Genomic DNA, 23,010 nt, shown 5'->3' with positions numbered 1-23,010 from the left:
ACCCCCGCACCACGGCCGCACTTTCGCGCTGAAACGCAACGAGCCATCATGCCGAAGCCCCAGATCCTGACCTATATCGACACCGGCACCTCGGACGGGACCTCGCGCCTGATGCGCACGATCGGGCAACAGCTGCTTCCCGGCGAGTACGAGATCCGGGCGGTCATGGCCGACGACATCCGGCAGGATGCGACGCTGTTCGATGACGCCGTCATGTTCGTCATGCCGGGCGGTGCGGACCTGCCTTACTGCGCCGCCTTGAACGGCGAGCCCAACGCGCGCATCCGGCGCTTTGTTGAAGAAGGCGGCGCCTACCTGGGCATTTGCGCGGGTGCGTACTACGCCTGCCGTGAGCTCGCATTCCATGCCGGTACCCCGGGCGCCATCTGCGGCCCGCGCGAACTGCGCTTCGTGGATGCCGTCGCGGTAGGCTCGTTGCCCGAGCTCACCGGGGGCATCGCCTATGACGCAACGCCGCGGAGCACCGCGGCTGCGGAAATACGGACGACCCATAGCCTGACCGCCGCGCCTATGACGCTTTACGCGCACTACCACGGCGGCTGCCGCTTTGATTTTGGCGATGCAACCAACCACGCGGCGCAGATCCTGGCCGTGTACACGGGCATGGAAGGCACCCCGCCGGCCATCGTGAGCGCTCCCGTGGGCAAGGGCTGCGCAATCCTGACGGGTATCCACCTGGAAATCTCGGATCGCGAGTGCAAGGACGCCTTGCTCGGACACAGCGACAAGGCGGCGCACATGCACGTTTGCCGCAAGCTGGCGCAGACGGCGGAGGCCCGGCTGGCGGTGTTCCGTCACTTGCTGGCTCACGCGGGGCTGATGCTGGGCTGAGTGGCTGAGTGGCCGATAGCGATATCCCACGTCGCACCTGGAGAATCTCAGGCCCGCAACCGACGGTTTTCCGGCTCCGGGGCTCCTCGATCCAAGCGGTGTCGCGCCCTGCCTACCGCTGCGCCAGGCGAAAGGCAGAGGCCATATTGTCTTGTTCCCGCTGCGACAGTTGTAATCCGTTCGCAGCAATCCGCCACTGACCGACAACGCTCTTGAAGTCCTCGATGATTTCATCGGCATCGGATATGGAAACTCGGAAATACCCGGCCACCTCCCGCGCAAGCTCCAGGTCCAGCGCGTTGTCAGCGTGCGTGATGTTCAGCGTCAGGCCATCGGCGATGGCAACAGGGTTCATGTCATAGGCTTCAGATAGCCGCCACCCCTTTCCTGGCATCAGGATGAATCCATGATTGCGCAGATGGTCGTCGGTATTGGAGACAAGGATGTTGAAGACGATGCGTGACCAAAGCTCGCGCAGGTCCTTGCTGGGCTGCGCGCCATGCCGGATGATCACTTCGGCCAATTCCAGATAGCTAGCGCCGGCGGCAGCATCGTCACCATCGACCCGACCGGTCATGGTCATGGCGGAAGCGAAATGAAGTCTCCGGCCAGCACTGGTGCGATCGAAGCGCTTGACCATGAAGCAGTGGTGGTCGCTTGCGAAGCGCTGCGCCATCCCTTTCGCTACCCGCAACTCGCTGGCTGTAGCCAGGGCATTCACGACCATCTCCCATGCACCAACGTCATGCTCATCACCGGTGCTCGGGAATTTTGCGATCCAGAGGCTGCCATCGCTGTCGGCAACGCTGGCCTTTGGGCGCGCGCCGCCCAGAGAGCCCCCTGGGGCAATGAGCATCCGTAGCCATGCTCGGCCATCCACCGATGTGTTGTCCGGATCCGACTCGATAGCACGGCTTGCGCGCTCCAGATCGCGAAGCTCGGTGAACGGCGGGGCCGCAATACCATCGCGATTATCGAGAAAGCTTCCTTCATCGTTCAGCCGGTATCGAAGCGCACCGACCCGATAGCGGTCGTGCACGCCGAGCAGGTAGTCGGACTCAAAGAGCCTGGCGCCCTTGGGGAAGATGCCGTCGCGAACATCGCGTTCGAGCCGGCGCCTCATCAACACGCGCCCCCATCTATCGGGACACGAATCTGCAAATACCCCGAACTTGTCCTGATGTTCTCCTGGAAACTGTGGGCCAGAATAGAGTCCGATGCGTGGATCAATCAGAAGGCGCCCCAACGCTGGATCCGCCAAGGCCGCCGGATCGTACTCGAACTCGAACAGCTCCGCTGCCCTTGCCTTCCTGGCATGCAACCAGCCAAGGCGCTTGGCGGCTTCCAGGCCATCCCAGTCAGCGTAGACCCCTATCATCTTGCTCATCGCTCGTGACCCTCGCGCGCTGACTTTTTTCTCCTTGGGGAGATCAAGGCAGCCAAGGACTCACTGTTGACGGGAAGAGGTGTCGCCGTCTCAACTGGCCGCCTGTCCTCTGAAGGGGCAACTGTTTCGTCGCGCGGCAAGCGAGACGCTGCAGCGCGCCCGCTGGACGTACGCCCCAGCAAACGGGAGTCTTGCAGGCCTCTGCCGATCTCGTCCGTATCTGCGATCTTGGCCAGGTCGTTCTCAACGCCCAGAACCTGCATCACCGAAAGATAGGCGCCGATCGTGACGCCCGAGCCACCGGCCTCGAGAGATCGCAATGTCATCTGCGACATCCCGGCTCGCTCGGCTACCTGCTTGGCCGTCAGTTTTCTCCGCAGGCGAGCGAGCTTGAGCCGTTCGCCGAATTCAACAAGCAAACGCTGGGCTGAGGGAAGGAGTGGCGCGGTTTTCTTCGCCATGATGGCAATATTTCTACATATCCCGGTTAATTATGTAAAAATAATAGCACTTTTTGGAAAGGATGCAATAACACAGGTGCGTTGACCGTCCTGCTTCCGCAGTGTGCAGTAGCGCAGGAATAATTGTATTTATAGCGCTTGAGTCACATTAAGTCTGTTACGGCAATCAATCATCTGCTGTAACGGAGGACCGACTCGATGGCGGTCCCTGCCTATCCCTAGTCAAAAAATCGAATGCCCGCTCAGCGTGGTCAGCCACTCCAACGCCTGCACGCCGGCCAGCGAGTTTCCGCTATGGTCCACGATGCCGCCGCCCACGCCGCTCTTGGCCGGCAACCCACCCGATAGACAAAATCGCCCGCGGCATCATAGGTGCCGCAGGTCAGCATCAGGGCCGACAGGCGCTTGGTGGGGCTGGCGTCCAGCACGCGCTCGCCACTCCACGGCACCACCCCGCCATGCGCCAGGAACAGCGCCGCGCGCGCCAGGTCCTCGCAGCTCATGGTGATGGCGCATTGGCGGCAATAGGCTTCGATGACCTTGTCCACCGGCATCTCAAGCCGGCCAAAGTCCTTCATGAAATACGCCATGGCGCGATTGCGGTCCGCGTGCTCGCGCTCGGACTGGGCCACGCGCGGGTCGTAGTCGATCGCCGGGTTGCCGCTGAGCCGGCGCAGGAACTGCACCATCGCGGTTTCGGCCTGCACGAAGCGGCTGCACAGCACGTCGGTCACCACCAGCGCGCCGGCATTGATAAACGGATTGCGCGGCTTGCCTTGCTCGTACTCCAGTTGCACCAGCGAGTTGAAGGCATTGCCGGAGGGCTCGCGCCCCACACGCTGCCATAGGTCCTCGCCCAGCAGCTGGAACGCCAGCGTGCAGGCAAACAGCTTGGAGATGCTCTGGATGGAAAACGGCACCGCGGCGTCTCCCACGCAGTGGCTGCGGCCATCGGCAAACACCAGCGCCATGCCGAAATGCGTGGCGGGTACCTTGCCAAGCTCGGGGATGTAGTCCGCTACGCGCCCTTGGGTGAGCAAGGGCGCGATGTCGCGGTGGATGCGTTGGAGGATGTGTGCGTAGTCCATGCGGGGCCCGAAGAAACGTTGCTGGCAACATCCTACAGCCCGACGGGCCCCGCCGGAACACCACGGCAAAGCTCACCATGCCCCACACAAACAGCGTAAACAGCGTCGGCACCGGAAAATGGCTGGTCCACGAAAACACCAGTTGCACCACCGCCACCGCAGCCAGCAAGCTGGCTAGCGCGGGCATCAGCTTCCAGTCGGCCAGCTTGCCGCCGGCCAGGCCGCCCACCGTGATGCCGGCCCCGAACAGCAGCAGCACCATGCTCTCCTGTTGCGCGGTGAAGCCCGTTACGTCGCGCAAGATATAGGCGATGTAGGTGAACACGGTGAACATGCTGACCGATGCCAGCGTGCTGATCAGCAGCGCCAGCTGCACCTGCGCCGCGCCAATGGAGCGGAACTCGCGCAGGATGCTGCCGGCCTGCATCGGGATGGCCTTGGGCAACCAAGCCACCAGCGCGGCCGCTGCGGCCACGCCGATCACGGTGACGGCCCAGAATGTGGAGCGCCAGCCCATCAGGTGCCCAAAGGCGGTGCCAAACGGCACGCCCAGCACGTTGGCCACCGTCAGCCCGGTGAACATCAACGCCACCGCCTGCGCGCGCTTCTCGCGCGGGACCAGCTCCGCGGCCACTACCGCGCCGATGCCGAAGAACGCCGCGTGGCAGAACGCCGTGACCACGCGCGCGGCCATCAGCAATGCATAGTTGGGCGCCAGTGCGCACAGCGCATTGCCGACGATGAACAGGCCCATCAGCCCCACCAGCGCGGTCTTGCGCGGCCACTTGTTGGTCAGGATGGCCAGGATGGGCGCGCCCACGGCCACGCCGATGGCATAGCCCGAGACCAGCATGCCGGCGGCCGGCGCGGAAACGCCGAGATCGGCGGCGACATCGGGCAGCAGCCCCATGATGACGAATTCGGTGGTGCCAATGCCAAAGGCCGCGGCAGCCAGCGCGAGAAGCGGTAATCGCATGATGTTGTTATTGAAAAACGAGAGAGAGATCGGTGAAGCTCGCGGGGGCGGTGCGCACGCCCGGCGAAGAGGAAGGCCGCGCACGCCGAGGCGGAAGAACAGCTAGCCACGTGCAGATGCACAGCGCATTGCAGCGCACCGGCACCATCGCGCAAGTGCGGCATTTTGCGCCAAATTCGCGATGCGCGTTGGCGGGTGGGTTAAAGACCCTGCACGTGGGGCGGTTGGAAAGGCGCAGGCTACGCAGTACTACGCAAGTCCGCTCAAGGTGTCGCGCCCCTCTGAGCTATGAACGGGCAACCCCTTGCAAGCCTCCTAGCAGGCCAAAATCTCTTGCAGCAGTTGCCACTGTTCGAGTGGCGTGCCGGCGAAAGGCCCCCCCCCGCGCTATGTCGCCGGACAAAAAAAACGCCAACCCGTTTTGGGTTGGCGCTAAGTTTGGGGCGTACTACTGGTATCAGAACTGGTTCATGGTGTTGTCTTTACCTGCCGCTTTCAGGGCGGCTTCGCCGCTGAAATACTCCTTGTGGTCGTCGCCGATGTCCGAGCCGGACATGTTCTGGTGCTTGACGCAGGCGATGCCCTGACGGATTTCCTTGCGCTGCACGCCAGCCACATAACCCAGCATGCCCTGGTCGCCGAAGTATTCCTTGGCCAGGTTGTCGGTCGACAGTGCGGCAGTGTGGTAGGTCGGCAGCGTAATCAGATGGTGGAAGATGCCTGCTTCGCGCGACGAGTCGGCCTGGAAGGTCCGGATCTTTTCGTCGGCAAGCTTCGCCAGTTCGGTCTGATCGTATTCCACGCTCATCAGCTGGGCGCGCTCGTATGCCGACACATCCTTGCCCGCGGCCTTCATCGCGTCATACACCTGCTGGCGGAAATTCAGGGTCCAGTTGAAGGATGGGCTGTTGTTGTACACCAGCTTGGCGTTCGGGATGACCTTGCGAATCTCGCTGACCATGCCGCCGATCTGGGCGATATGCGGCTTTTCGGTCTCGATCCACAGCAGGTCGGCGCCGTTTTGCAGTGCGGTGACGCAGTCCAGTACGCAGCGCGCTTCGCCCGTGCCGGCGCGGAACTGGAACAGGGCCCAGCGAGTCGGTACGGGCCACGATGATGCCGTCGTCCACGCCCAGTTCCAGGAAGGCGTAGCGGATGGCGCGGATCTTGGCCAGGAAGTCCTCGTGCGGCACGGTGACCTTGCCATCCTGGTGGCCGCACTGCTTCTCGTCGGACACCTGGTTTTCGATCTGGATGCAGCATGCGCCCGCTTCGATGAACTGCTTGGCCAGCAGGTACGTTGCTTCGGCGTTGCCGAAACCCGCGTCGATGTCCGCGATGATGGGCACAACGTGGGTGACGTGGTTGTCGATTTTTTCCTGGATGGCGGCCTTGGCAGGTCCTTGGGCAGCATCCAGTTCGCGGAACAGGCCGCCCAGTTCACGGGCGTCGGCCTGGCGCAGGAAGGTGTACAGCTCGCGGATCAGCGCGCTGACGGAGGTTTTCTCGTGCATCGACTGGTCCGGCAGCGGGCCGAACTCGGAGCGCAGCGCGGCCACCATCCAGCCGGACAGGTAAAGGTAGCGGCGGTCGGTGCTGTTGAAGTGCTTCTTGATGGAGATCATTTTCTGCTGGCCGATGAAACCGTGCCAGCAACCCAGCGACTGGGTGTACTTGGACGGGTCGGCATCGTAGGCGGCCATGTCGGCGCGCATGATCTTGGCGGTGTACTTGGCGATGTCCAGGCCCGTCTTGAACTTGTTCTGGGCACGCATGCGCGCGGCATACTCGGGGCTGATAGCATTCCATGCGCTGCCGTGGTTCTCTTTCAAACCAGCAACTGCCTTGATGTCGTCTTGATACTGGGCCATACGATGTTCCTAAGCGCGATTGAAGAAAGGGTTGCGTGTACCGCTACGGATGTCGAAGCAAGCAGCGTGGAATCATTGTATGGCGCTTTTGTCGTATCACGGCGAAGTCTTATATAAGACATAAGAGTTGGTTTATCCTTATTTTTCAATGAGATAGATGCTGAATTTCGTGATGTGGAACGCGTTTTCGAGAACCGAAAACAAAACACTGCGGAAATTCTGCGTGCATTCCACAATGTGAAAAGCGCTTTCAGTTGCTAGAAGTAAAGGCAAGCGCAGATGGCAGATGGCAGATGGCTTGAGCAACGAGAGTTGGGGGGATTTTGTAGACCTCCGCGAGTGAGCACCCCAATCACGTCTGTACCTGTCACATGTGCTCATCGGGTGGCCTACTGCCCGAGCTCTTGGGCAAGCCCGATGAGAATTCCTTCGGGGCCCCGGATGTAGCAGAGCCGAGTCCAACGTTAAACAGGCCGAACGGAAGAGAGCGTGACAGTTGGCCTAATCGAACTGGCAGACGATGGACTCGGCACCTTGGTCATCTCATCGTGTGGATCGGCAAGAGCTTTGCCGCGCCGACGCAGGAACCGGACTTATTTGCTGTGCTCCGGCTCTTGATTGCGGCCAGCATTATTTCTCTTCTCGCATCGATGGGGTAACTAATCCAGGCTTGCGGGATAGGGACGTCACCAGGCCACGAATCCCGGCCGTAGCAGGACTGAGCTGCCTCAGAAAGCGGCCACAGGGCGAAGCTGTTTGCCCCTTTCAGAGCCTCCGTATGCAGGTAGCCGCCTTTCTCCTCATGGAAGGGGATACCGAAGGCCTGACTGTACAGCTTGCGGCTTGCCTCCGATTCACGAACGATCGGGCCAAAGCCTGCGATGAACATGACTGTGGTATTTGCTATCCCCTCCATGGCTTCTCCTTTTCCGCAGGAACGAGCGGTTTGGCCCGGAAGCAATGGCCACGAGTACGGGATGCGATCGGGTGGGTGACCGCAATGGCCGACTACCTGACGAGCATGACTGTCCACGCCGATCGAATTTTGACCTAGCGTAGAGGCCGGCTTATAGGTAGGACCGGTCATGGATCAGTGTAGGTCTGTTTCGGTTGGCTTGTACCCGCTTCCCCCGCGCGGCGAACGGCGGCCAGGCGACCGTAGATGGCCGGCAAGCCTTCGAACTTCAGTTTGCTCTGCCATCTCCAGGGCGTCGTCGACGCCGAGCGTGTGAAACTGGAATGGGTCCGACTTCTTCGCCGCCGCAGCTACCGGGACCGGTAGGAAGCCTATGTCTGCCCAGTGCTTCCGAATGCACCTATCCCATCGCCTTCTGTCAGGCACCCATCGGCCGCGTCTCCGTCCAATCCACCATCAGCTTGCGTTCGGCGAAAAGCCACTTGCCGTCCTGCTTGACGAAACTGTCCAGGTAGCGGATGTGGGCGACCATCAAGGTCCTCTTGCCGTCTTCGACCGATACGTGGTGGGCAATGCAATAGCTCAATCCCGTGGCCCGGTCCCCCGTCAGCTCCACGGCGCTCTGGCCATTGAAGTGCATCGTTGCCTGATACGTGTTGAGGTTGTCGAACACCGGAGCCAGGGACGTGCGGCCCTGGAGCGTGTAAGAAGGCTCCGAAGCGCGACTATCCATGTACACGATGAACACCGTGTCTTCGGTGAAGAGCGCCATCTGACCTTCAGCATTGCGCGTAATCCGCACAGGTTGCGTAGGCGTCGACCAGTTCGCGGATGGACAGGCGGTCGGCCAGTTCACCGAGCGAGATAGGCATGTGAGTTCCCATGGCAGTGTCCTTCAGGTATTGAGGATCAGTTTGCAGGCTGCCGCGCAGCGGCATTGATCGCGGCGCCATCGAGGACGGCTTCTGCCCCTCCGTGGCGCGCCAAGTTCAGCATGGCCAGACCAAGCTTCTCGGTCGTTGTCATCGAGCCGGCCCGCAGCCGGAAGACCAATTTCAGCAGCGGGCCAAACACGTCGTAAAACATCCGGTAGCTGCGCGTCTTGGACTTGATGCCGTCCAGCGGAAGGATGACACCGGGTCTGACCATGAAGGCAGCCTTGAAGGGCATCCGGAGCAGCGCGTTCTCGGTCGCACCTTTCACTCGGGCCCACATGGTCTTGCCCTGCTCGGTACTGTCGGTACCCGTGCCCGACACGTATATGAAGCTCATCCCGGGGTTGAGACGCAGAAGCGTTGCCGCAGCGGACACGGTCAGGTCGTAGGTGAGGTGACGGTACTGCTCCTCGCTCATGCCGGCCGAACTCACGCCCAGGCAAAAGAAGCAGGCATCCAGTCCGCCGAGTTGAGCTTCCAACGGCTTCAGGTCGAAGAGATCCCGTTGCACGAGTTGGACCAGCTTGGGGTGTTGCTGATCGACCTGCGTCCTGGCAACGGAGACGACCCTTTGCACTGATGGATCTTTCAGGCACTCGCGCAACACGCCCTGGCCCACCATGCCGCTGGCGCCGAAGAGAACTACATTCATCGATGTGCTCCTTGATTCTTGCTGGACGAATGCCAGTCGCTGATCGGATTCATTCGGCCGGCCATGCCGGGGCATTTCCGCCGGCGTCGCCGTAGATGATGGAGGTATTCGACACCTTGCGTGCCAGCAGACGGGTCGCCGACAGGCGAGCGCCCGCGGATGCCCGTCTGCACGCGTGGGTCAACCGAGAATGGCCTTGGCCTCGATGAAAGCTTCGATGCCGTACTTGCCGTATTCACGGCCCAGGCCGGAGGCTTTGAATCCGCCCCAAGGCGCATCAGGGTCATCGGCCATGTTGTTGATGCAGACGCGGCCTGTACGCAGTTGCGAGGCAATCCGACGTGCACGGGCCTCGTCGGCTCCAATGACCGCGGCGTGCAGTCCATACGGTGAGTCGTTGGCGATGTTAACGGCTTCCTCGTCGGTGTCGTAGCTGATGACGCTCAACACTGGGCCGAAGATCTCCTCTCGCGCAATCGTCATGTCGTTCGTCACGTTCACGAATACCGTCGGCTTGACGAAGAAACCGGCTTCCAGTCCCTCTGGGTGCCCCTCTCCGCCGACAAGCAGCTCGGCGCCTTCCTCAATGCCCTTGCGAATGTAGGACTGCACCCGCTCGTACTGCTTTTGCGAGACCATGGGTCCAATTGCCGTCTTGGGATCGGCGGGGTCGCCGACGGCAAAACCTGGCATCGTCTCGCGGATAGCCTTCTTCACTTCTTCCAGGCGGCTCCGAGGCACGAGCAGCCGAGTGCCGGCGGCGCAGGCTTGGCCGCTGTTCAGGAAGGCCATGATGAGCGCAGAGGGAATGGCCTGGTCGAGCTTGGCGTCGTCAAGCAAAACCGTGGGCGACTTCCCGCCCAGTTCGAGCGTCACACGCTTCATCGTCGCGGCGCCGTCTCGCATGATGCTTTGGCCGACGGCCGCCGAACCCGTGAAGGAAATCTTCGCGACGTCGGGATTTTGCACCAGTTCGGCGCCTACAGTCTGGCCGGCTCCGGTCACCACATTGAAGACCCCCTTGGGAAGACCGGCTTCGTGGATTGCCTCGACGAGCACCCGGGTCTGGATGGCGCTCATCTCGCTGGGCTTGAGAACCACGGTGCAGCCCGCCGCGACGGCGGAAGCAAGCTTCAGGCAAATGAACAGGGAGTTCGCGTTCCACGCCGTAATGAGGCCCGCCACACCGACCGGTTCCATAGTCACCGAAGTCGTATTCCATTGCTCAGTCCACTGGATCTCTCCGATCCCCTTTTCAGCAGCGAGGAATGCGTTCACGCCAGTCTCGACGATCGGCTTGGCGAACACCACGACACCCCCGTACTCTTGGACCATGGCCTCCGTCAGCTCGTCGACGTGCGCGTTCACTGCGTTGTGCAGGCGGCGCAGCAGTGCTGCTCGCCCTTGCGGCGTCGTTCGGCTAAAGCTCGCGAAGGCCTGCTTGGCTGCCTCGATGGCGCGCTTGGCATCCACTGCGTCGCCCAGCGTGGCCTGACCGATGAGCTGGCCAGTCGTCGGGCTGATGATGTCCATCACGTCTTGTCCATGCGACGCGACGAATTCACCGTTGATGTAGTGGGTAGTAATAGACCGATGGGTTGTAGACATGATTGTGTCCTTTGAAATGCGCCGGTGTCGCCGACCGAACATGGAGAAACGAGCGCCCGAGCGCCGGCGCCCTATCTTTCGCGGCTTTAAATGAGCAAGTACGCGCTCATTTAAAGCTGAAATTTTTTAAGTGCTGATTGCCTTCCAAACCGTGATGAAGCCCAGATTTCGTCGATGTTCGGCGTCCCGCGGTCGCTTGTCAACAAAATCGATCGTCGCGTCAGCGATGCTCTCCATGACCGCCCAGACAAACTCCGGCGGCGCGCTAACTACTGCCTTAGAGCGAATCGCATCTTCCATCATCTGATACACGTCCCGAAAGGGCTCGAGCGCTTGCTTCTGAGTCTCCTCGAGGACGACTCCCGATGCTGACAAGCGTGCAACGGCAGATCTCATGGTCGGGTTCTCCAACCCCCATCCCACGTAGCGTTGGAATACATGTTGCATGCGCAACTGCACGCTGGTTTGATGCGGGTAGTCTGGCATCATGACGTCAGCCAAGCTTCGCTTCAGATGGCGGTACAGCTCCTGGAATAGCCCTTCTTTGTTCTCGAAATATGTGAAGAGGGATCCCTCGGCTACACCAGCGCGTCGCGCGATGCCTGCGGTGGTTGCCATCACACCTTGTTCGGCAACGATTTCCGTTGCGGCCAGCAGTAAGGCGAGGCGCTTCTCTGGGCTCAAAGGGCGGGCCATGGACTTAGATATAAATGAGCGATTGAACGCTCAATTATAAATTTCGGACCGACGGTGTCAAGTTCAGACTCGCCTGGGGGCTCTACTCGGCGGCCGACCCGAACTGCGGAGGTTATCGTCAGCGTTGAGCGGCTGCTTCCGTTCTGCGGCAGGCTCGTTCACACGCCGTTGTTCTAGCGACTTGAAGACGAGCGCTGTACGAATGTCGCGTCCTACTGGGGCATGCCGGCGTAGCCACGACCATGAGCTACACGCGCGTCCTCGTCGGCGGCAGCTTCTGGCCGACAGGCGGCGGTCGTGACCGAAGGGCGACCGGCAGTAGCCGACCCATTCCGGACCGTCACGCCTTCCGAAAGCGGTCACTCACGAGTGCGTTTCGACTATGAACATGCGCGCTTGCTGGGCTTCCTGACGTTCGGCCTTGATCGGCGCATACCTCTCGGAATTGTAGAAGGCTAGCGCTTGGGCGAGAGTCGGAAACTCAAACACGCCGGCCATCGGCAGCGGCACCTCATCCCCTTCTAGAATCTGCGCTACAGGACCGAAATGTAGAATCCGCCCGCCCGCCTCTTTTAGCGCCGCCTGAAAGCGCGGAGCGAGCGCGGCCTGCTTGGCGGAGTCGATGACGCGTAGATTGACGTGTACGTATGCCGGCATTCTGCCTCCTCCTAATAATGCATATACACTATTATGCTAGGATGGGGGTTGTCAAGGAGGTAGACGTGAACGGTTTTGATCCAGAATCTTTGAAGGGTGTCGCAGCGGAGTGTCCGGGCTTCCAGGCTCGTGCAACGGCGCGTGCACTCACGCGATATTACAATGCCTGCTTCAAGCCGCTCGGGCTGACGGCCGAGCAATTTAGCCTCTTGGTTGGGATCGGTGCGACCGAGGGGGCGACGCTCGTCGAGCTTGCGGATAGGGCTGGGGTCGATCCGACTACCCTCAGCCGAAATGTTCAGAATCTGGAGAGCCGAGATTTGGTCCGCGCTGAAGGCGGACGTGGCCGCGCTGGAAAGCGGCTAGCGCTGACGACATCTGGGCGTCGACTCGTGGTCGATGCGTTCCCGGTGTGGAATTGGGCCAAGGCGGAACTCGCCCGTCGCATGGGTGACGAAGAACTTCGTTCGGTAAGGCAGGCAATGGCGGAGCTGGCCGAGGCCGCAGAATCCTCATGTACGTAATATGACCTTTGTGGGACGAAGCTCGAGATAACTTCAGAAAGGCTAGTCGACGAGAATTCGCGTACGTGCGGCGATCCTGGATTCGGCACCGCATTGGGCACCGTTTTTTTCCGAAATAGACGCCCCCAACGACAGCTATGGAGAACATTTCGCGCTTTACGGCTATGACCGCTCGTGGCCGGGAAGGGACCGCTGCCGCTCGCCTCTCGGTCGCCCCTTCCCGACCCATTTTCGCCGTTCCGCGGCCAGGTGTGCGCTTGACACTTAGGCCTACGGAACAAAGCTGCCTGCGTTTTCCGCGCGAGTTGCGAGCGCTGGGACAGCTCAGATGAATCGTCTAAAATATCGATTATCGTCGTGACGATCGGAAGGATCCTCATGCGCACTCGGAACGTTGCCGGCATCGTGGCCACGGCGCTGCTCTTGGGATCGGCTTCGGTGCTCGCCGACGAACATGGACACGAGGCAAGCACCGGCCAGCTCGGCAAAGTCAGCTTCCCAACCTCGTGCGACCCGAAGGTCCAGCCACTGTTCGAGCGTGGCGTCGCGCTGCTGCACTCGTTCTGGTTCACCGAGGCGGGCAAGACCTTCGCGGCGGTCATCGACCAGGATCCGGGCTGTGCGATCGCCGACTGGGGGATCGCCGTCAATCTGTTGGGCAATTCCCTCGCAGGCCCGCCACCGCAGCGCGATGCCCAGGAGGCGTCGGAAGCGCTTGCCAAGGCTCGTGCGGTCGGGGCAAAGACCCAACGCGAGCGTGACTGGATCGACGCGATCGGCGCGTATTACCGTGACTACGACAAGGTGCCCCTCGGCGCCAGGCTTTTGGCCTACGCCGACGCCATGCAACGGATGACGCAGCGCTATCCGGAGGACGACGAAGTCTGGATCTACTACGCGCTCTCCCTGCAGGCTGCCGCCCCACCAACGGACCGAACCTATGCCAACCAGCGAAAGTCCGCTGAGATTTTGGAGAGGCTGTTCGCGAAGAACCCGCAGCATCCCGGCGCCGCGCATTACCTGATCCATGCCTACGACTATCCGCCTCTTGCGGAAAAGGGTCTCGCCGCGGCCAACAAGTACGCCATTATTGCTCCCGCGTCGCCACACGCGCGGCACATGCCGTCGCACATCTACACGATGCTCGGGCGATGGGAGCAATCGATCACCTCCAACCTGAGTGCGCTTGAGGTCCAGCCAGATTACTACCACGCGTTGGACTTCGTGGTCTATGCGCGTCTGCAGTTGTCGCAGGACGTGAAGGCACGTGCCTTGATCGACCAGGGGGTGGCCGACGCCTTGGAGAAGCCGCCAACCTTGAAGGGCAACAAGAACTCGGTTGCGGCGATGCCGGCGCGCTATGCGCTTGAGCGCGCAGACTGGAAGGGCGCCGCCGCTCTGCCCGTCACCTCGAACAACTGGGCGTACGCGGATTCGATCACGCGCTTTGCGCGCGGTCTCGGGATGGCGCGCAGCGGCGATCCGACCAGCGCAAGGCAGGAGATTGACGCAATGAAGCGTTTGCGCCAGGACCTTGAGAGAGCGAATGAATCGTACTGGGTAGGACGAACCGAAGAAGAGATTACCGCTGTTGCGGCGTGGATCGCGCTGGCCGAAGGCAACCGCGCGCAGGCGGAGCAATTGATGCGAGCAGCCGCAGACGGCGAGGACGCCAGCATCAAGAACGTGGCTATGGAGAACCGGCTCTGCCCGATGCGGGAGTTGCTTGCCGACTTGTTGTTCGAGGAAGGAAAGCCGGGCCAAGCCCTTCATGAATACGAGTCGGCGTTACGGGAATATCCGAATCGCTATCGCGGGCTGTATGGCGCGGCGCGTGCAGCGGAAGCTGCCGGGCAGCGCGAGATAGCGACCGACTATTACAGGCGACTCCTTGCGCTCGCGAAGAATGCAGACAGCGCGCGACCCGAGACTGCGGCCGCCAAAGCGTATCTCGCGGCGCACTAAATGCGTTCCAGCACGGGCCTAAGTTGCTGAAGATACTGCGGCTGGGCAGCTTATTGCGCCGGAGCGTCAGCCTGCTGGCCCAACTGCCTCAGCAGGGCACCCACATAAGCTGCGGAAGCAGCCGCGTTTCGCCGCGTGCATAGCTTTAGTGGCCGAACCGCCCACTTTTCGCGCAGCGCCAAGACGCGCACGCCGTCGCAGTTGATCGACTGCAGCACCGAGCGCGGCACCATCCCGACCCCCGCCCCCGAGCGCACCATTGCCACCACCGCTGCGAACCCGGACACCTGGATGCGTACGTCCATGTGGTGTCCCAGAGCTGCGGCCTTGCCCACCATGAAGGTATGAATGGCCGCCCCACTTTGCAGGCTGACAAAGGGACGGCTCAGACAGTCCAAAAATGCTACCGACTGGCGCGCGGCCAGCGGGTCACCCTCAGGAACCACCATGACGACTTCATCCTGACGGTACGGCAGGAACACGAGTTCGGGATGCTCGTCATCCCATGTGACTACGCCGACGTCGGCCCGCCCTTCGGCCACGGCGGCCACGATGTTGTGGCTGAGACGCTCGTCCAGGGAGATACGTACTTCCGGGTAGTCGCGCAGGAAGGTCTGCAGATCCCCCGGCAAGAACGAAGCGATCGCACTGCTGTTGGCAAAGATCGTGACCTGCGCCCGGACACCTTCGGCATAAGGTGCCAGGTTGGCGTGCATCTGCTCCAGCTCGGCAAGGCAGCGGCGGCAGTGCTCCAGCATGACCTGGCCAGCGCGTGTCAGTGAAACGCCGCGCGCCTCCCGCACGAACAGCCGGGTGCCCAGCGCTTGCTCCAACTGCTTGATGCGCAGGCTGGCCGACGAGGGCGCCAGGAAGCATGTGGCGCCGCCTCGCGACACGTTGCCGGCGTCGGCCACTGCCACGAACAGTTTCAGGTCTATCAGGCTGTAGTGCATGAGGTTTTGTATTTTACAAAAGCTGTTTTCCAAACATCTCGTTTGTTCTGCATTTCACTAAGTGAAAGACTAAGCGCCTGCAATGCCTTGTGTCATAGATTTTGTGAAAAACGAACTGTTACTGGGAAAAACCCCTATGTGCTTGACTTTGGAAACCGACAATCTGGCCGCGTTGACCCGCGTGATCGACGCCGCAATGGCCTTGCCGCCGGATCGTTTGCCCGGCGCGGTGCAACACGCCTTGCAGGCGGCTTTCGCCGACGGTAACTGGCTAACGCCAGCGCAGTGCCAGCCGGACCCGCAGCGCTATGCGCGCCACGTACTGCAGGCCGACCCGCAGGGTCGCTATACGGTAGTGGCGCTGGTGTGGCAGGCCGGGCAGTTCAGCCCGGTGCACGCGCACCACACCTGGTGTGCGCTGACGGTGGTTCAGGGGGAACTCCAAGAGCACTACTACGCCTGCGACCGCCAGAGCCTGCGCGCCACACCGCTTCACTGGCAGCCGCGCGCCGTCGGCGCGGGCAGCAGCGGGACGGACGGCCTGGACCAGGTCCATCGGCTGGGCAACGCTGGCGGCGAAACGGCGATTTCCGTCCACGTGTACGGCGTGGAGGCCGCACGCGTGGCCACCGGCGTAAACCGAGTCCTCGCGCTGGCCTCGTGAATCCGCCGAATTCCGCAAACATCGAAGCGAGCAAACACATGCAGACCATGAATCATTGGCAGCGCATTGAAGCCGCCCTGTTGGGCGACGCCACCGACCGTACTCCCGTTGCGTTGTGGCGCCACTTTCCGGAGGACGACCTAGACGTGGACAAACTTGTGCGGCACACACTGGAGTGGCAGCGAAAATGGGATTTTGACCTGGTCAAATTCATGCCACCCGGCACATACGGCGTCGAAGACTGGGGCGCTGTCACGGCATACCAGGGCAGCGCCAACGGCGCGCGCGCGGTGGTGGCGCCACCAGTGCGAACAACGGAGGATTGGCTTCGAATCCGGCCGTTGGATGTGAAACTGGGCTCCTATGGCCGTCAGAACGAGGCGTTACGCGCCGCTGCACGGTCCTTGCGCGGCGCGGTACCCATTCTGCAAACCGTGTTCAGCCCACTAACCACGGCGCGCAAGTTGAGTACGGACAGGCTATTTGCTGACCTGCGCTGCGAGCCGGATGCGCTTGAGGCGGCGCTGCGGGTAATCACGGACACCACGATCCAGTTCGCGTTGGACTCGCTGGAGGCCGGCGCGCACGGCGTGTTCTTCGCAACGCAACTGGCGTCGAGCCGCATGCTAACGACCCAAGAGTATGAGCGATTCGGGCGCCGCTACGATCTGGAGGTGCTCGCTGCGCTGCGTGGCCACGCACAACTCAACATGTTGCACGCGCACGGCGACGACATCATGTTCGATCTTCTTGCGACGTATCCGGTCGACATGTTTAATTGGCACGACCGCCTGACCCAGCCAGGGCTGGAGGCGGCGGCGGCGCGCTTCACGCGCCTGCTGGTGGGTGGGTTGAACGAGCACGACACCTTGCTTCACGGAAGCGAGCAGGATATTGCGGATGAGGTGCACAACGCAATAGCGCAAACGGACGGCCGCCGCCTGATGGTTGGCCCGGGCTGTGTTCTGCCAGTTGCAACGTCGGACACGGCGATACGCGCCGTGTTCCGGGCCGCGCGAGCGCCGCAGGAGCAAGCCCTGTATGCTTGACGCCGCCGCGAGCCGGCACCAACCAAGAATAGGGCGGCGCCCAATTGCCGCCTACAAAGATCAAGGAGACAACATGCGTCACACCCTGGCCTGCCTGGCCGCTGCGGCGGCCCTGGTTCCATGTCTGCTGTCGTCCGCCGTGGCGGCGGACTGGCCCGACCCGTCCAAGCCCGTGCAGATCATCGTGCCCGCGCCGGGCGGTGGCGGAACGGCTGACACCCTGGCACGTGTGCTAGCGGAGCAATTGCACAAGCAACTCCACGCCACAGTCATCATTGAGAGCCGTGGCGGTGCCAACGGCAATATCGGTGTAGGGATGGCCGCCGGGGCCGTACCGGATGGGTACAAGTTCCTGTTTTCGTGGGCAGGCACGCTGGCGGTAAATCCCAGCTTGTATGCCAAGCTTCCGTTCGATTCGCAAAAGAGCTTCACACCGGTGGCGCTGGTGGCCGATGTGCCCAATATCCTGGTGGTCAACAAGAGCCTGCCGGTCAAGAACCTGTCCGAATTCATTGCGTTTGCCAAGGCCAACCCCGACAAGCTGAATTACGGCTCCACGGGCAACGGCAGTTCCATGCACGTGGCCGGCGAACTCTTCATGCGCGAGACCGGCACCCGCCTGATACACGTGCCGTACAGTTCCCCCGGACAGGCCACCACCAATCTCCTCGCCGACGATATCCAGGCCATGTTCCAACTAGTGCCTGGCATCCTCGGGCAGATCAAAAGCGGCAAGGTGCGCGCGCTGGCCGTCATGTCGAACCAGCGTTCGCCGGCCCTGCCCGATGTGCCGACCACTGCCGAGCTTGGCCACCCCAAGCTGATGTCCTCGACCTGGTTCGCGATGCTCGCGCCCCGCAACACACCGGAACCCATCGTGATGCACATGAACGCGGCGCTGAACGAAGTGCTGCGCGACCCGGAGGTGATCCGCAAGTTCACTGAGATGGGAGCAACGCCGTTGGGCGGCACGCCGCAGCAACTGTCTGCGCACTTGGCCGCCGAACTCGTGAAGTGGCGAACGGTGGTGAGCCAGGCGAGTATCAAGATACAGTAGGCGCGCGCCCAGGTATCGACCCGCATCCTGGGCCCCACCCCTTGTGCTGGCCTGGCTATCCTAAGCCCGCAATCTCGCAAGCGTGGGGTGCACGGATCTCGAGGAGGCTGCGAGCGTGCCTGAGCTTTTTGCCCACCACGTAGGCCGAATACCCGCGTGCAGACCGCCTCTCATCATCGGGATCAAAAGAACACGCTGCGAATCAGCGGCGCGGCCAGCACGCTGACCAGCCCCGCGATCATCATCACCAGCGACGCCACCACGCCCTGCACTTCGCCAAGCTGCCGCGCCTTTGCCGTGCCCGCGCCATGCGCCGCGGCGCCGAAGATCGCCCCTTGCGCCAGCCGGCTGCGCACCGAGGGCAGGCAAGCCAGCACGGTCTCGCCGATCGCCATGCCGGTCAGCCCGGTAATGACCACAAAGATCGCGGCAAGATCCGGTGGCCCGCCCAGCGCGCGCACCGCATCCACGGCAAACGGCGTGGTCACCGAGCGCACAGCCAGCCCCTTTTGCAACATCACCGACAAGCCAAAGCCACGCGCCAGCCAGACCGAGCTCAGCACCGAGGTCAGCACCGCCGCCAGCACGCCAACCGAAATCGACAACCAATGCTGGCGCACCAGCGCACGGTGATCGTAGATCGGCAGCGCGAAGGCGATGGTAGCCGGGCCAAGCAGCCACATCAGCCAGCGCGTGTCGGCGATATAGTCGCGATACGGGATATGCGCGGCCAGCACCAGCACGATCAGCACCATGGGCGTGGCCAGCAACGGCATCAGCCACAGCCGCGCGCGGCGCGCATAGAGACGCTTGTTGAAGTAGTAGAACGCAACGGTAGCCACCAGGCTCAGCGCTGCCAGCACGGTGTCATGCATGATGCGGCTGCCCCGTGCGGCGCGCCAGCCGCTGCTCCAGCCGGACCACCTGCTCCACCACCAGCGCCGTCACCACCATCACCGCCAGCGTGCTCAAGGCAATCACCGCGCAGATCCGCCAGCCCTGATGCCGGACCAGCTCGGGATACTGCACCACCGCCAGCACCGCCGGGATAAAGAACAACAACATCTCGCCCAGCAGCCAGTCCGCCCCGCGGCGCACCCAGCCACCGCGCACCGCCCCGCTGAACAACAGCGCGGCCAACGCCAGGAGCCCGATCAAACCGGCGGGCAATGGCAACCCCAGGCGCCCGCGCAGCCAGTCGGCCAGCAGCCACAAGGCCGACAGCGCCACGACCTGGGCCAGCGCGATGGCGCCAGCGCGCAGGCGAGCACCAGCCGGCGGCGGCGAGGTAGCGGACGTGGTGGAAACAGGAGAAGTGACAGGAACAGCGCGTGGCATCGGAGCATTCAAGCTATGGCGCCACGCAAGGCGTGGCAGTGACGCTAGTGTACGAAGCGCACTTCGATATATAAAATGAATATAAATTATTGATTCGATGCCAGATTGGAATGGCAAGCCGTGATTGCCCACGCACGCCACTTCGGAGGAGCCCACATGGATATCCGCGCCCTGCGCTATTTCGTTGAAGTTGTCCGCCAGAACGGCTTTACCCGCGCCGCAGAAGCCCTGCATGTGACCCAACCGACGATCAGCAAGATGGTCAAGAGCCTGGAAGACGAACTCGGCGGCCCCCTGCTGCTGCGCGAAGGCCGCACGGTACAGCTCACCGACGCCGGCGAAGTCGTCTTCGCCCGCAGCCAGTCCGTGCTGGCCGAAGTGGCACGGCTGCGCCAGGAAGTGGCCGAAGTCGACGGCATGGCGCGCGGCGAGCTCAAGGTAGGCATCCCACCCATGGCTGGCCGCTACCTCGCCCCGGTGATCGGCGCCTATCGCCGCCAGTACCCCGGGGTAAAGCTGCGACTAAGCGAGCAAGGCGGCCGCGCGCTGGAAGAAGGCGTAGCCACGGGCCAGCTCGACCTCGGCGTTACGGTGCTCCCCGCCGCCGTGGCGGGCCTGGCCAGCCTCACCGTAACCCGCCAGGCACTGGTCGCGGTGTTTCCCGCCGAACGCGCGCCACGCCGCGCCGGCGCGGTCCGGCTAGCGGACCTCGCCACCCTGCCCTTCGTGATGTACGAGGACGACTTCGTGCTGTATCGCGTCATCCTGGACGCCTGCGAGGCCACCGGCTATACGCCGCAGATTGCCGGGCAAAGCCGGCATTGGGACTTTATCGGCGAGCTGGTCGCGGCCGATGTGGGCGTGGCCATACTGCCTGCGCCGATTGCCGGGCAGTTGGATCCAGAGCGGGTAGCGATCCGGCCGCTGGTTGCGCCTGCGCTGGTGTGGGAGCTGGGGCTGGTCTGGCGGGAGGGGTATTTGTCGCGGGCGGCGCGGGCCTGGCTGGTTGGTTGTGAGGAGGCTTTTGGGGCGGAGCAAAAGGATGACTTATGATGACGCCCGGCTCGCCCCTAGCGGGCGCGAATACTACCAATAGACACAATGGCGCTCACCAGCAAAATCTCCCACTATGACAGCAGATGGCCGGCTCTTTTCGTCACCGAGAAGGAACGTATAGCGAAGGGCTTTGGCGCCGAACTTGTCGATATTTATCACGTCGGAAGCACCGCCGTTCCAGGACTCGCGGCCAAGCCTGAGATCGACCTCTTGGTTGAGATCTCAGCGCATCGCAACGAACCAGCCCGAGACAACTTCATGAGCGCACTGGGTTACGTTCGGGGAAGCGATCTTTCAGCAGGGCACCATTTCTATCGCCGCGATGTTGATGGGGTGCGAACGCACAAGGTGCACGTATGTATTAGTGGCCACTGGCAGATTGAGAGAATGCTCCGATTTCGCGATCTTCTCAGGAGCGATCCTGTTATTCGACAGCAGTATCAGGATTTGAAATTTGAGCTCGAAGCAAACAACCGCGATGGCATCGCCGAGTACCTTGCGAAGAAGGCCCCCTTTATTGACGCCTTGATGGGATCGCGTGCGAGTTCAGCAAAGTGATAAAAACAGAGGCACCGGTCGTGTGCTGCCGGAACGACAGTTTACTTCTGTAGCAGACGCTAACGGGACATTCCGTCTTCACCAGCGTCGTTAGCAAAGGTACTTTACAACCGCGGAATCGAGGACAGCACCCTCGCCATACGGGCATGCGGATCACTCACACCGACCTGGTTAGCGCTTCGATTCGCCTACGAGCCTCGCGCAAAGCCGATTGAAAGAGGGGGTGGCATTGTTCGGGCAAGTCCCACTGCAGCGGTTGCCAATAAAACTCGAACATGTGGCCGCCGTCGTCGCTTGTCTCGAAGGTCCACGCGTCAGGAAACTCCGCCCCCGACTCGCATAGCCGGAAAGACCAGATTTGTTCCTGATAGGAAGCGTTCCAAAGACCGAGATCCGCAACCACGTGAGCGTCGCAAATCCCTGACTCTTCACAGAGCTCCCGGATTGCCGCCTCCGAAGGAGACTCATCCCGTTCAATAGTGCCCTTGACCAACTGGTAGCCTGCGGCGGGATGTTTGAATGCGAGGATATGTACGATATCGTGACGACTGCGCAAAATAATCGGGCACGCTTTTATGGCGGTCATGTGGCTCCTTGAACGGACTCCAACATAAATACTCAGTCCTCTGCGTAAATGATGTGGATTAACACCATGATCCATACACGGCTATTTTTCCGAAAGTACCGCCTTCAAATGCTCAACCAATCCACGCAGATCTGCGTAGGCCAATCGCCCGAAGTCTGGATAGTGTTCCTCCACATACTGATCCGCAGTAATTCCCGCCTCTCGCGCCGTCGCGGACATATCCATAGCCAGTCTTGGGCAAATCATCCAATTGGTGGTGCCCGGAAACGAGTCCCGAGAACGGCCCAGCATTATCCACTTAACACTCCCCTCAAACTCACCCACAGCCAACCTTATTTTCGATATTACCTCCGGATCTTCAACTATAAATCTAAAACTGGCAAAAGGCGGAATCTTCGATTGGTCTTCATATATTGGATCTTGGTCTTTGAATTTGAAAATCGGATATATAGACTAAAATCTACTCCAAGCGAGCGGACCGATCTCCTCAATAAAACAAAGTAATTCTCGCCCCTCCCTTGTTTCGTCGGATTCCATTAATGCAGCCTTATTAGTTTGTTAGACTTTTAACCTCACCCCCACAAAATCACCCCCTCCGCTTTCACCCCCTATAACCAGCAACACAAAAAATCAATTCATTAGCCCCATCATACTCAGCAAAATGCGAATATTCCGGAATAAATTCCCCATCCCGAATATTCAAACCGAACAGATATCTTCGGCCCGGCGCCTTCCAAAATGCGTGATCTACGTTATACATCGCAAATTGAGTTTCACAGGCGATGCAAGGCTCGCCAAATGAAAACCAGAAAACGACGTATGAGTCGTTATTGATATTCGTCCCTGATAGCCATTCAGACAAAATCACGCCGGAAGATGATGGCAACTCCTTTCGCAACCCGTCGATTCGTGCCCAATTCAGCCCGCTTCCATTGGCGCCCCAGGGAAGCCCTTCCACAAATCGACCGAACTGATCACCAATCTCAATGGGAACAATGATTGCACGACCAATATTCAACAAATCTTGTATATGTGACTCATAAATATACATGATTATTTCCCTGTATTTTTAAATAAATTGCAATCCCGTTCGATCCAAAAGATCCCGCCCGGCTTGCACCAGTACATCCTGGCCGCCGATGTGCCCGCCCAGGTCGTGTA

General features: G+C 61.2%; 21 protein-coding genes and 3 pseudogenes. 8 read left to right on the top strand and 16 right to left on the bottom strand.

The genetic code is table 11. From position 1 onward, the window contains the following. Nucleotides 1–48 precede the first annotated feature (48 nt). Nucleotides 49–852 (top strand): BPL-N domain-containing protein, encoded by an 804-nt coding sequence (locus tag OR16_RS17545; RefSeq protein WP_006159283.1) that lies wholly within the window; start codon nucleotides 49–51, stop codon nucleotides 850–852. A 112-nt stretch (nucleotides 853–964) separates the two neighbouring features. On the opposite strand, the gene OR16_RS17540 is transcribed toward OR16_RS17545, so the two are convergent. The 11 genes and pseudogenes from OR16_RS17540 to OR16_RS17485 form a co-directional block, all read right to left on the bottom strand. Continuing rightward, entirely contained in the window at nucleotides 965–2,239 is a 1,275-nt protein-coding gene (locus OR16_RS17540; protein WP_006159282.1) for a type II toxin-antitoxin system HipA family toxin, read from the bottom strand. After that, entirely contained in the window at nucleotides 2,236–2,700 is a 465-nt protein-coding gene (locus OR16_RS17535; RefSeq protein WP_006159281.1) for a helix-turn-helix domain-containing protein, read from the bottom strand. The genes OR16_RS17540 and OR16_RS17535 overlap by 4 nt, the downstream gene beginning before the upstream one ends. A 222-nt stretch (nucleotides 2,701–2,922) precedes the next feature. Further along, a pseudogene (locus OR16_RS17530) lies at nucleotides 2,923–3,788 on the bottom strand (glutaminase). Nucleotides 3,789–3,846: 58 nt separating this feature from the next. Then, nucleotides 3,847–4,764 (bottom strand): annotated as a pseudogene (locus OR16_RS41410) (MFS transporter); the annotation flags it as partial. 457 nt (nucleotides 4,765–5,221) lie between these two features. Beyond that, nucleotides 5,222–6,635 (bottom strand): annotated as a pseudogene (locus OR16_RS17515) (isocitrate lyase). A 538-nt stretch (nucleotides 6,636–7,173) separates the two neighbouring features. Then, the gene (locus OR16_RS17510; RefSeq protein WP_006159278.1) at nucleotides 7,174–7,551 is read right to left on the bottom strand and encodes a hypothetical protein; all 378 of its coding nucleotides are present in this window, start codon (nucleotides 7,549–7,551) and stop codon (nucleotides 7,174–7,176) included. A 418-nt stretch (nucleotides 7,552–7,969) separates the two neighbouring features. Then, nucleotides 7,970–8,323, bottom strand: coding sequence for a nuclear transport factor 2 family protein (locus OR16_RS17505; RefSeq protein WP_006159277.1), 354 nt, complete (start codon nucleotides 8,321–8,323; stop codon nucleotides 7,970–7,972). A 137-nt stretch (nucleotides 8,324–8,460) separates the two neighbouring features. Beyond that, complete coding sequence (locus tag OR16_RS17500) at nucleotides 8,461–9,138, bottom strand: NAD(P)H-binding protein (RefSeq protein WP_006159276.1); 678 nt, start codon at nucleotides 9,136–9,138, stop codon at nucleotides 8,461–8,463. Nucleotides 9,139–9,318: 180 nt separating this feature from the next. Then, nucleotides 9,319–10,746, bottom strand: a complete 1,428-nt coding sequence (locus tag OR16_RS17495; protein WP_043420153.1) for an aldehyde dehydrogenase family protein — start codon at nucleotides 10,744–10,746, stop codon at nucleotides 9,319–9,321. A 126-nt stretch (nucleotides 10,747–10,872) separates the two neighbouring features. Further along, the gene (locus tag OR16_RS17490) at nucleotides 10,873–11,442 is read right to left on the bottom strand and encodes a TetR/AcrR family transcriptional regulator (RefSeq protein WP_043420152.1); all 570 of its coding nucleotides are present in this window, start codon (nucleotides 11,440–11,442) and stop codon (nucleotides 10,873–10,875) included. Between the two features lie 363 nt (nucleotides 11,443–11,805). Then, entirely contained in the window at nucleotides 11,806–12,099 is a 294-nt protein-coding gene (locus OR16_RS17485; protein WP_006159273.1) for a DUF1330 domain-containing protein, read from the bottom strand. 65 nt (nucleotides 12,100–12,164) lie between these two features. Between OR16_RS17485 and OR16_RS17480 the strand changes: the two genes are divergently transcribed. Both OR16_RS17480 and OR16_RS17475 read left to right on the top strand, forming a co-directional pair. Further along, a complete protein-coding gene (locus OR16_RS17480) occupies nucleotides 12,165–12,623 on the top strand; it encodes a MarR family winged helix-turn-helix transcriptional regulator (protein ID WP_043420189.1) in 459 nt (152 codons plus the stop codon). A gap of 378 nt (nucleotides 12,624–13,001) precedes the next feature. Beyond that, nucleotides 13,002–14,588 carry a hypothetical protein gene (locus OR16_RS17475; RefSeq protein ID WP_006159271.1) on the top strand — a complete coding sequence of 529 codons (1,587 nt, stop codon included), beginning with the start codon at nucleotides 13,002–13,004 and terminating at the stop codon, nucleotides 14,586–14,588. Between the two features lie 50 nt (nucleotides 14,589–14,638). Here OR16_RS17475 and OR16_RS17470 read toward each other — a convergent pair whose 3' ends face one another. Then, a complete protein-coding gene (locus OR16_RS17470; RefSeq protein ID WP_006159270.1) occupies nucleotides 14,639–15,541 on the bottom strand; it encodes a LysR substrate-binding domain-containing protein in 903 nt (300 codons plus the stop codon). 136 nt (nucleotides 15,542–15,677) lie between these two features. Between OR16_RS17470 and OR16_RS17465 the strand changes: the two genes are divergently transcribed. From OR16_RS17465 to OR16_RS17455, 3 genes are read left to right on the top strand one after another with little or no spacing between them, the layout of a single operon-like run. Next, the gene (locus tag OR16_RS17465; RefSeq protein WP_006159269.1) at nucleotides 15,678–16,205 is read left to right on the top strand and encodes a cysteine dioxygenase family protein; all 528 of its coding nucleotides are present in this window, start codon (nucleotides 15,678–15,680) and stop codon (nucleotides 16,203–16,205) included. 38 nt (nucleotides 16,206–16,243) lie between these two features. Beyond that, nucleotides 16,244–17,254, top strand: coding sequence for a uroporphyrinogen decarboxylase family protein (locus OR16_RS17460; RefSeq protein WP_006159268.1), 1,011 nt, complete (start codon nucleotides 16,244–16,246; stop codon nucleotides 17,252–17,254). Continuing rightward, on the top strand, nucleotides 17,247–18,311 hold the full coding sequence (locus OR16_RS17455; protein ID WP_237717100.1) for a Bug family tripartite tricarboxylate transporter substrate binding protein: 1,065 nt from the start codon (nucleotides 17,247–17,249) through the stop codon (nucleotides 18,309–18,311). Before OR16_RS17460 ends, OR16_RS17455 begins: the two co-directional genes overlap by 8 nt. 182 nt (nucleotides 18,312–18,493) lie before the next feature. Here OR16_RS17455 and OR16_RS17450 read toward each other — a convergent pair whose 3' ends face one another. Both OR16_RS17450 and OR16_RS17445 read right to left on the bottom strand, forming a co-directional pair. Next, a complete protein-coding gene (locus OR16_RS17450) occupies nucleotides 18,494–19,186 on the bottom strand; it encodes an LrgB family protein (protein WP_006159266.1) in 693 nt (230 codons plus the stop codon). Beyond that, on the bottom strand, nucleotides 19,179–19,649 hold the full coding sequence (locus OR16_RS17445) for a CidA/LrgA family protein (RefSeq protein WP_043420150.1): 471 nt from the start codon (nucleotides 19,647–19,649) through the stop codon (nucleotides 19,179–19,181). Before OR16_RS17445 ends, OR16_RS17450 begins: the two co-directional genes overlap by 8 nt. Before the next feature lie 156 nt (nucleotides 19,650–19,805). Between OR16_RS17445 and OR16_RS17440 the strand changes: the two genes are divergently transcribed. Both OR16_RS17440 and OR16_RS17435 read left to right on the top strand, forming a co-directional pair. After that, complete coding sequence (locus OR16_RS17440; protein WP_006159264.1) at nucleotides 19,806–20,702, top strand: LysR family transcriptional regulator; 897 nt, start codon at nucleotides 19,806–19,808, stop codon at nucleotides 20,700–20,702. A gap of 48 nt (nucleotides 20,703–20,750) precedes the next feature. Next, a complete protein-coding gene (locus OR16_RS17435) occupies nucleotides 20,751–21,263 on the top strand; it encodes a GrpB family protein (RefSeq protein ID WP_006159263.1) in 513 nt (170 codons plus the stop codon). A 157-nt stretch (nucleotides 21,264–21,420) separates the two neighbouring features. Here the strand turns inward: OR16_RS17435 and OR16_RS17430 are convergent, their stop codons facing one another. Continuing rightward, complete coding sequence (locus OR16_RS17430) at nucleotides 21,421–21,849, bottom strand: NUDIX hydrolase (RefSeq protein ID WP_006159262.1); 429 nt, start codon at nucleotides 21,847–21,849, stop codon at nucleotides 21,421–21,423. 601 nt (nucleotides 21,850–22,450) lie between these two features. Further along, a complete protein-coding gene (locus tag OR16_RS43555; protein ID WP_141639885.1) occupies nucleotides 22,451–22,900 on the bottom strand; it encodes a hypothetical protein in 450 nt (149 codons plus the stop codon). Nucleotides 22,901–23,010 lie beyond the last annotated feature (110 nt).

It is taken from the genome of Cupriavidus basilensis OR16 (assembly GCF_000243095.1).
Lineage (GTDB): Bacteria > Pseudomonadota > Gammaproteobacteria > Burkholderiales > Burkholderiaceae > Cupriavidus > Cupriavidus basilensis_D.
The sequence above is the reverse complement of the archived record's forward strand: the minus strand, read 5'-3'. Positions and strand labels throughout refer to the sequence as shown.

What these genes read in the sequence shown, in the direction of transcription:
- OR16_RS17465 (WP_006159269.1), top strand. Translation starts at nt 15,678, where the DNA reads ATGTGCTTGACTTTGGAAACCGACAATCTGGCCGCGTTGACCCGCGTG.
- OR16_RS17500 (WP_006159276.1), bottom strand. Translation starts at nt 9,138, where the DNA reads ATGAATGTAGTTCTCTTCGGCGCCAGCGGCATGGTGGGCCAGGGCGTG.
- OR16_RS17450 (WP_006159266.1), bottom strand. Translation starts at nt 19,186, where the DNA reads ATGCATGACACCGTGCTGGCAGCGCTGAGCCTGGTGGCTACCGTTGCG.
- OR16_RS17445 (WP_043420150.1), bottom strand. Translation starts at nt 19,649, where the DNA reads ATGCCACGCGCTGTTCCTGTCACTTCTCCTGTTTCCACCACGTCCGCT.
- OR16_RS17505 (WP_006159277.1), bottom strand. Translation starts at nt 8,323, where the DNA reads ATGGCGCTCTTCACCGAAGACACGGTGTTCATCGTGTACATGGATAGT.
- OR16_RS43555 (WP_141639885.1), bottom strand. Translation starts at nt 22,900, where the DNA reads ATGTATATTTATGAGTCACATATACAAGATTTGTTGAATATTGGTCGT.
- OR16_RS17490 (WP_043420152.1), bottom strand. Translation starts at nt 11,442, where the DNA reads ATGGCCCGCCCTTTGAGCCCAGAGAAGCGCCTCGCCTTACTGCTGGCC.
- OR16_RS17435 (WP_006159263.1), top strand. Translation starts at nt 20,751, where the DNA reads ATGGCGCTCACCAGCAAAATCTCCCACTATGACAGCAGATGGCCGGCT.
- OR16_RS17495 (WP_043420153.1), bottom strand. Translation starts at nt 10,746, where the DNA reads ATGTCTACAACCCATCGGTCTATTACTACCCACTACATCAACGGTGAA.
- OR16_RS17485 (WP_006159273.1), bottom strand. Translation starts at nt 12,099, where the DNA reads ATGCCGGCATACGTACACGTCAATCTACGCGTCATCGACTCCGCCAAG.
- OR16_RS17510 (WP_006159278.1), bottom strand. Translation starts at nt 7,551, where the DNA reads ATGGAGGGGATAGCAAATACCACAGTCATGTTCATCGCAGGCTTTGGC.
- OR16_RS17545 (WP_006159283.1), top strand. Translation starts at nt 49, where the DNA reads ATGCCGAAGCCCCAGATCCTGACCTATATCGACACCGGCACCTCGGAC.
- OR16_RS17475 (WP_006159271.1), top strand. Translation starts at nt 13,002, where the DNA reads ATGCGCACTCGGAACGTTGCCGGCATCGTGGCCACGGCGCTGCTCTTG.
- OR16_RS17455 (WP_237717100.1), top strand. Translation starts at nt 17,247, where the DNA reads ATGCTTGACGCCGCCGCGAGCCGGCACCAACCAAGAATAGGGCGGCGC.
- OR16_RS17540 (WP_006159282.1), bottom strand. Translation starts at nt 2,239, where the DNA reads ATGAGCAAGATGATAGGGGTCTACGCTGACTGGGATGGCCTGGAAGCC.
- OR16_RS17430 (WP_006159262.1), bottom strand. Translation starts at nt 21,849, where the DNA reads ATGACCGCCATAAAAGCGTGCCCGATTATTTTGCGCAGTCGTCACGAT.
- OR16_RS17535 (WP_006159281.1), bottom strand. Translation starts at nt 2,700, where the DNA reads ATGGCGAAGAAAACCGCGCCACTCCTTCCCTCAGCCCAGCGTTTGCTT.
- OR16_RS17460 (WP_006159268.1), top strand. Translation starts at nt 16,244, where the DNA reads ATGCAGACCATGAATCATTGGCAGCGCATTGAAGCCGCCCTGTTGGGC.
- OR16_RS17470 (WP_006159270.1), bottom strand. Translation starts at nt 15,541, where the DNA reads ATGCACTACAGCCTGATAGACCTGAAACTGTTCGTGGCAGTGGCCGAC.
- OR16_RS17440 (WP_006159264.1), top strand. Translation starts at nt 19,806, where the DNA reads ATGGATATCCGCGCCCTGCGCTATTTCGTTGAAGTTGTCCGCCAGAAC.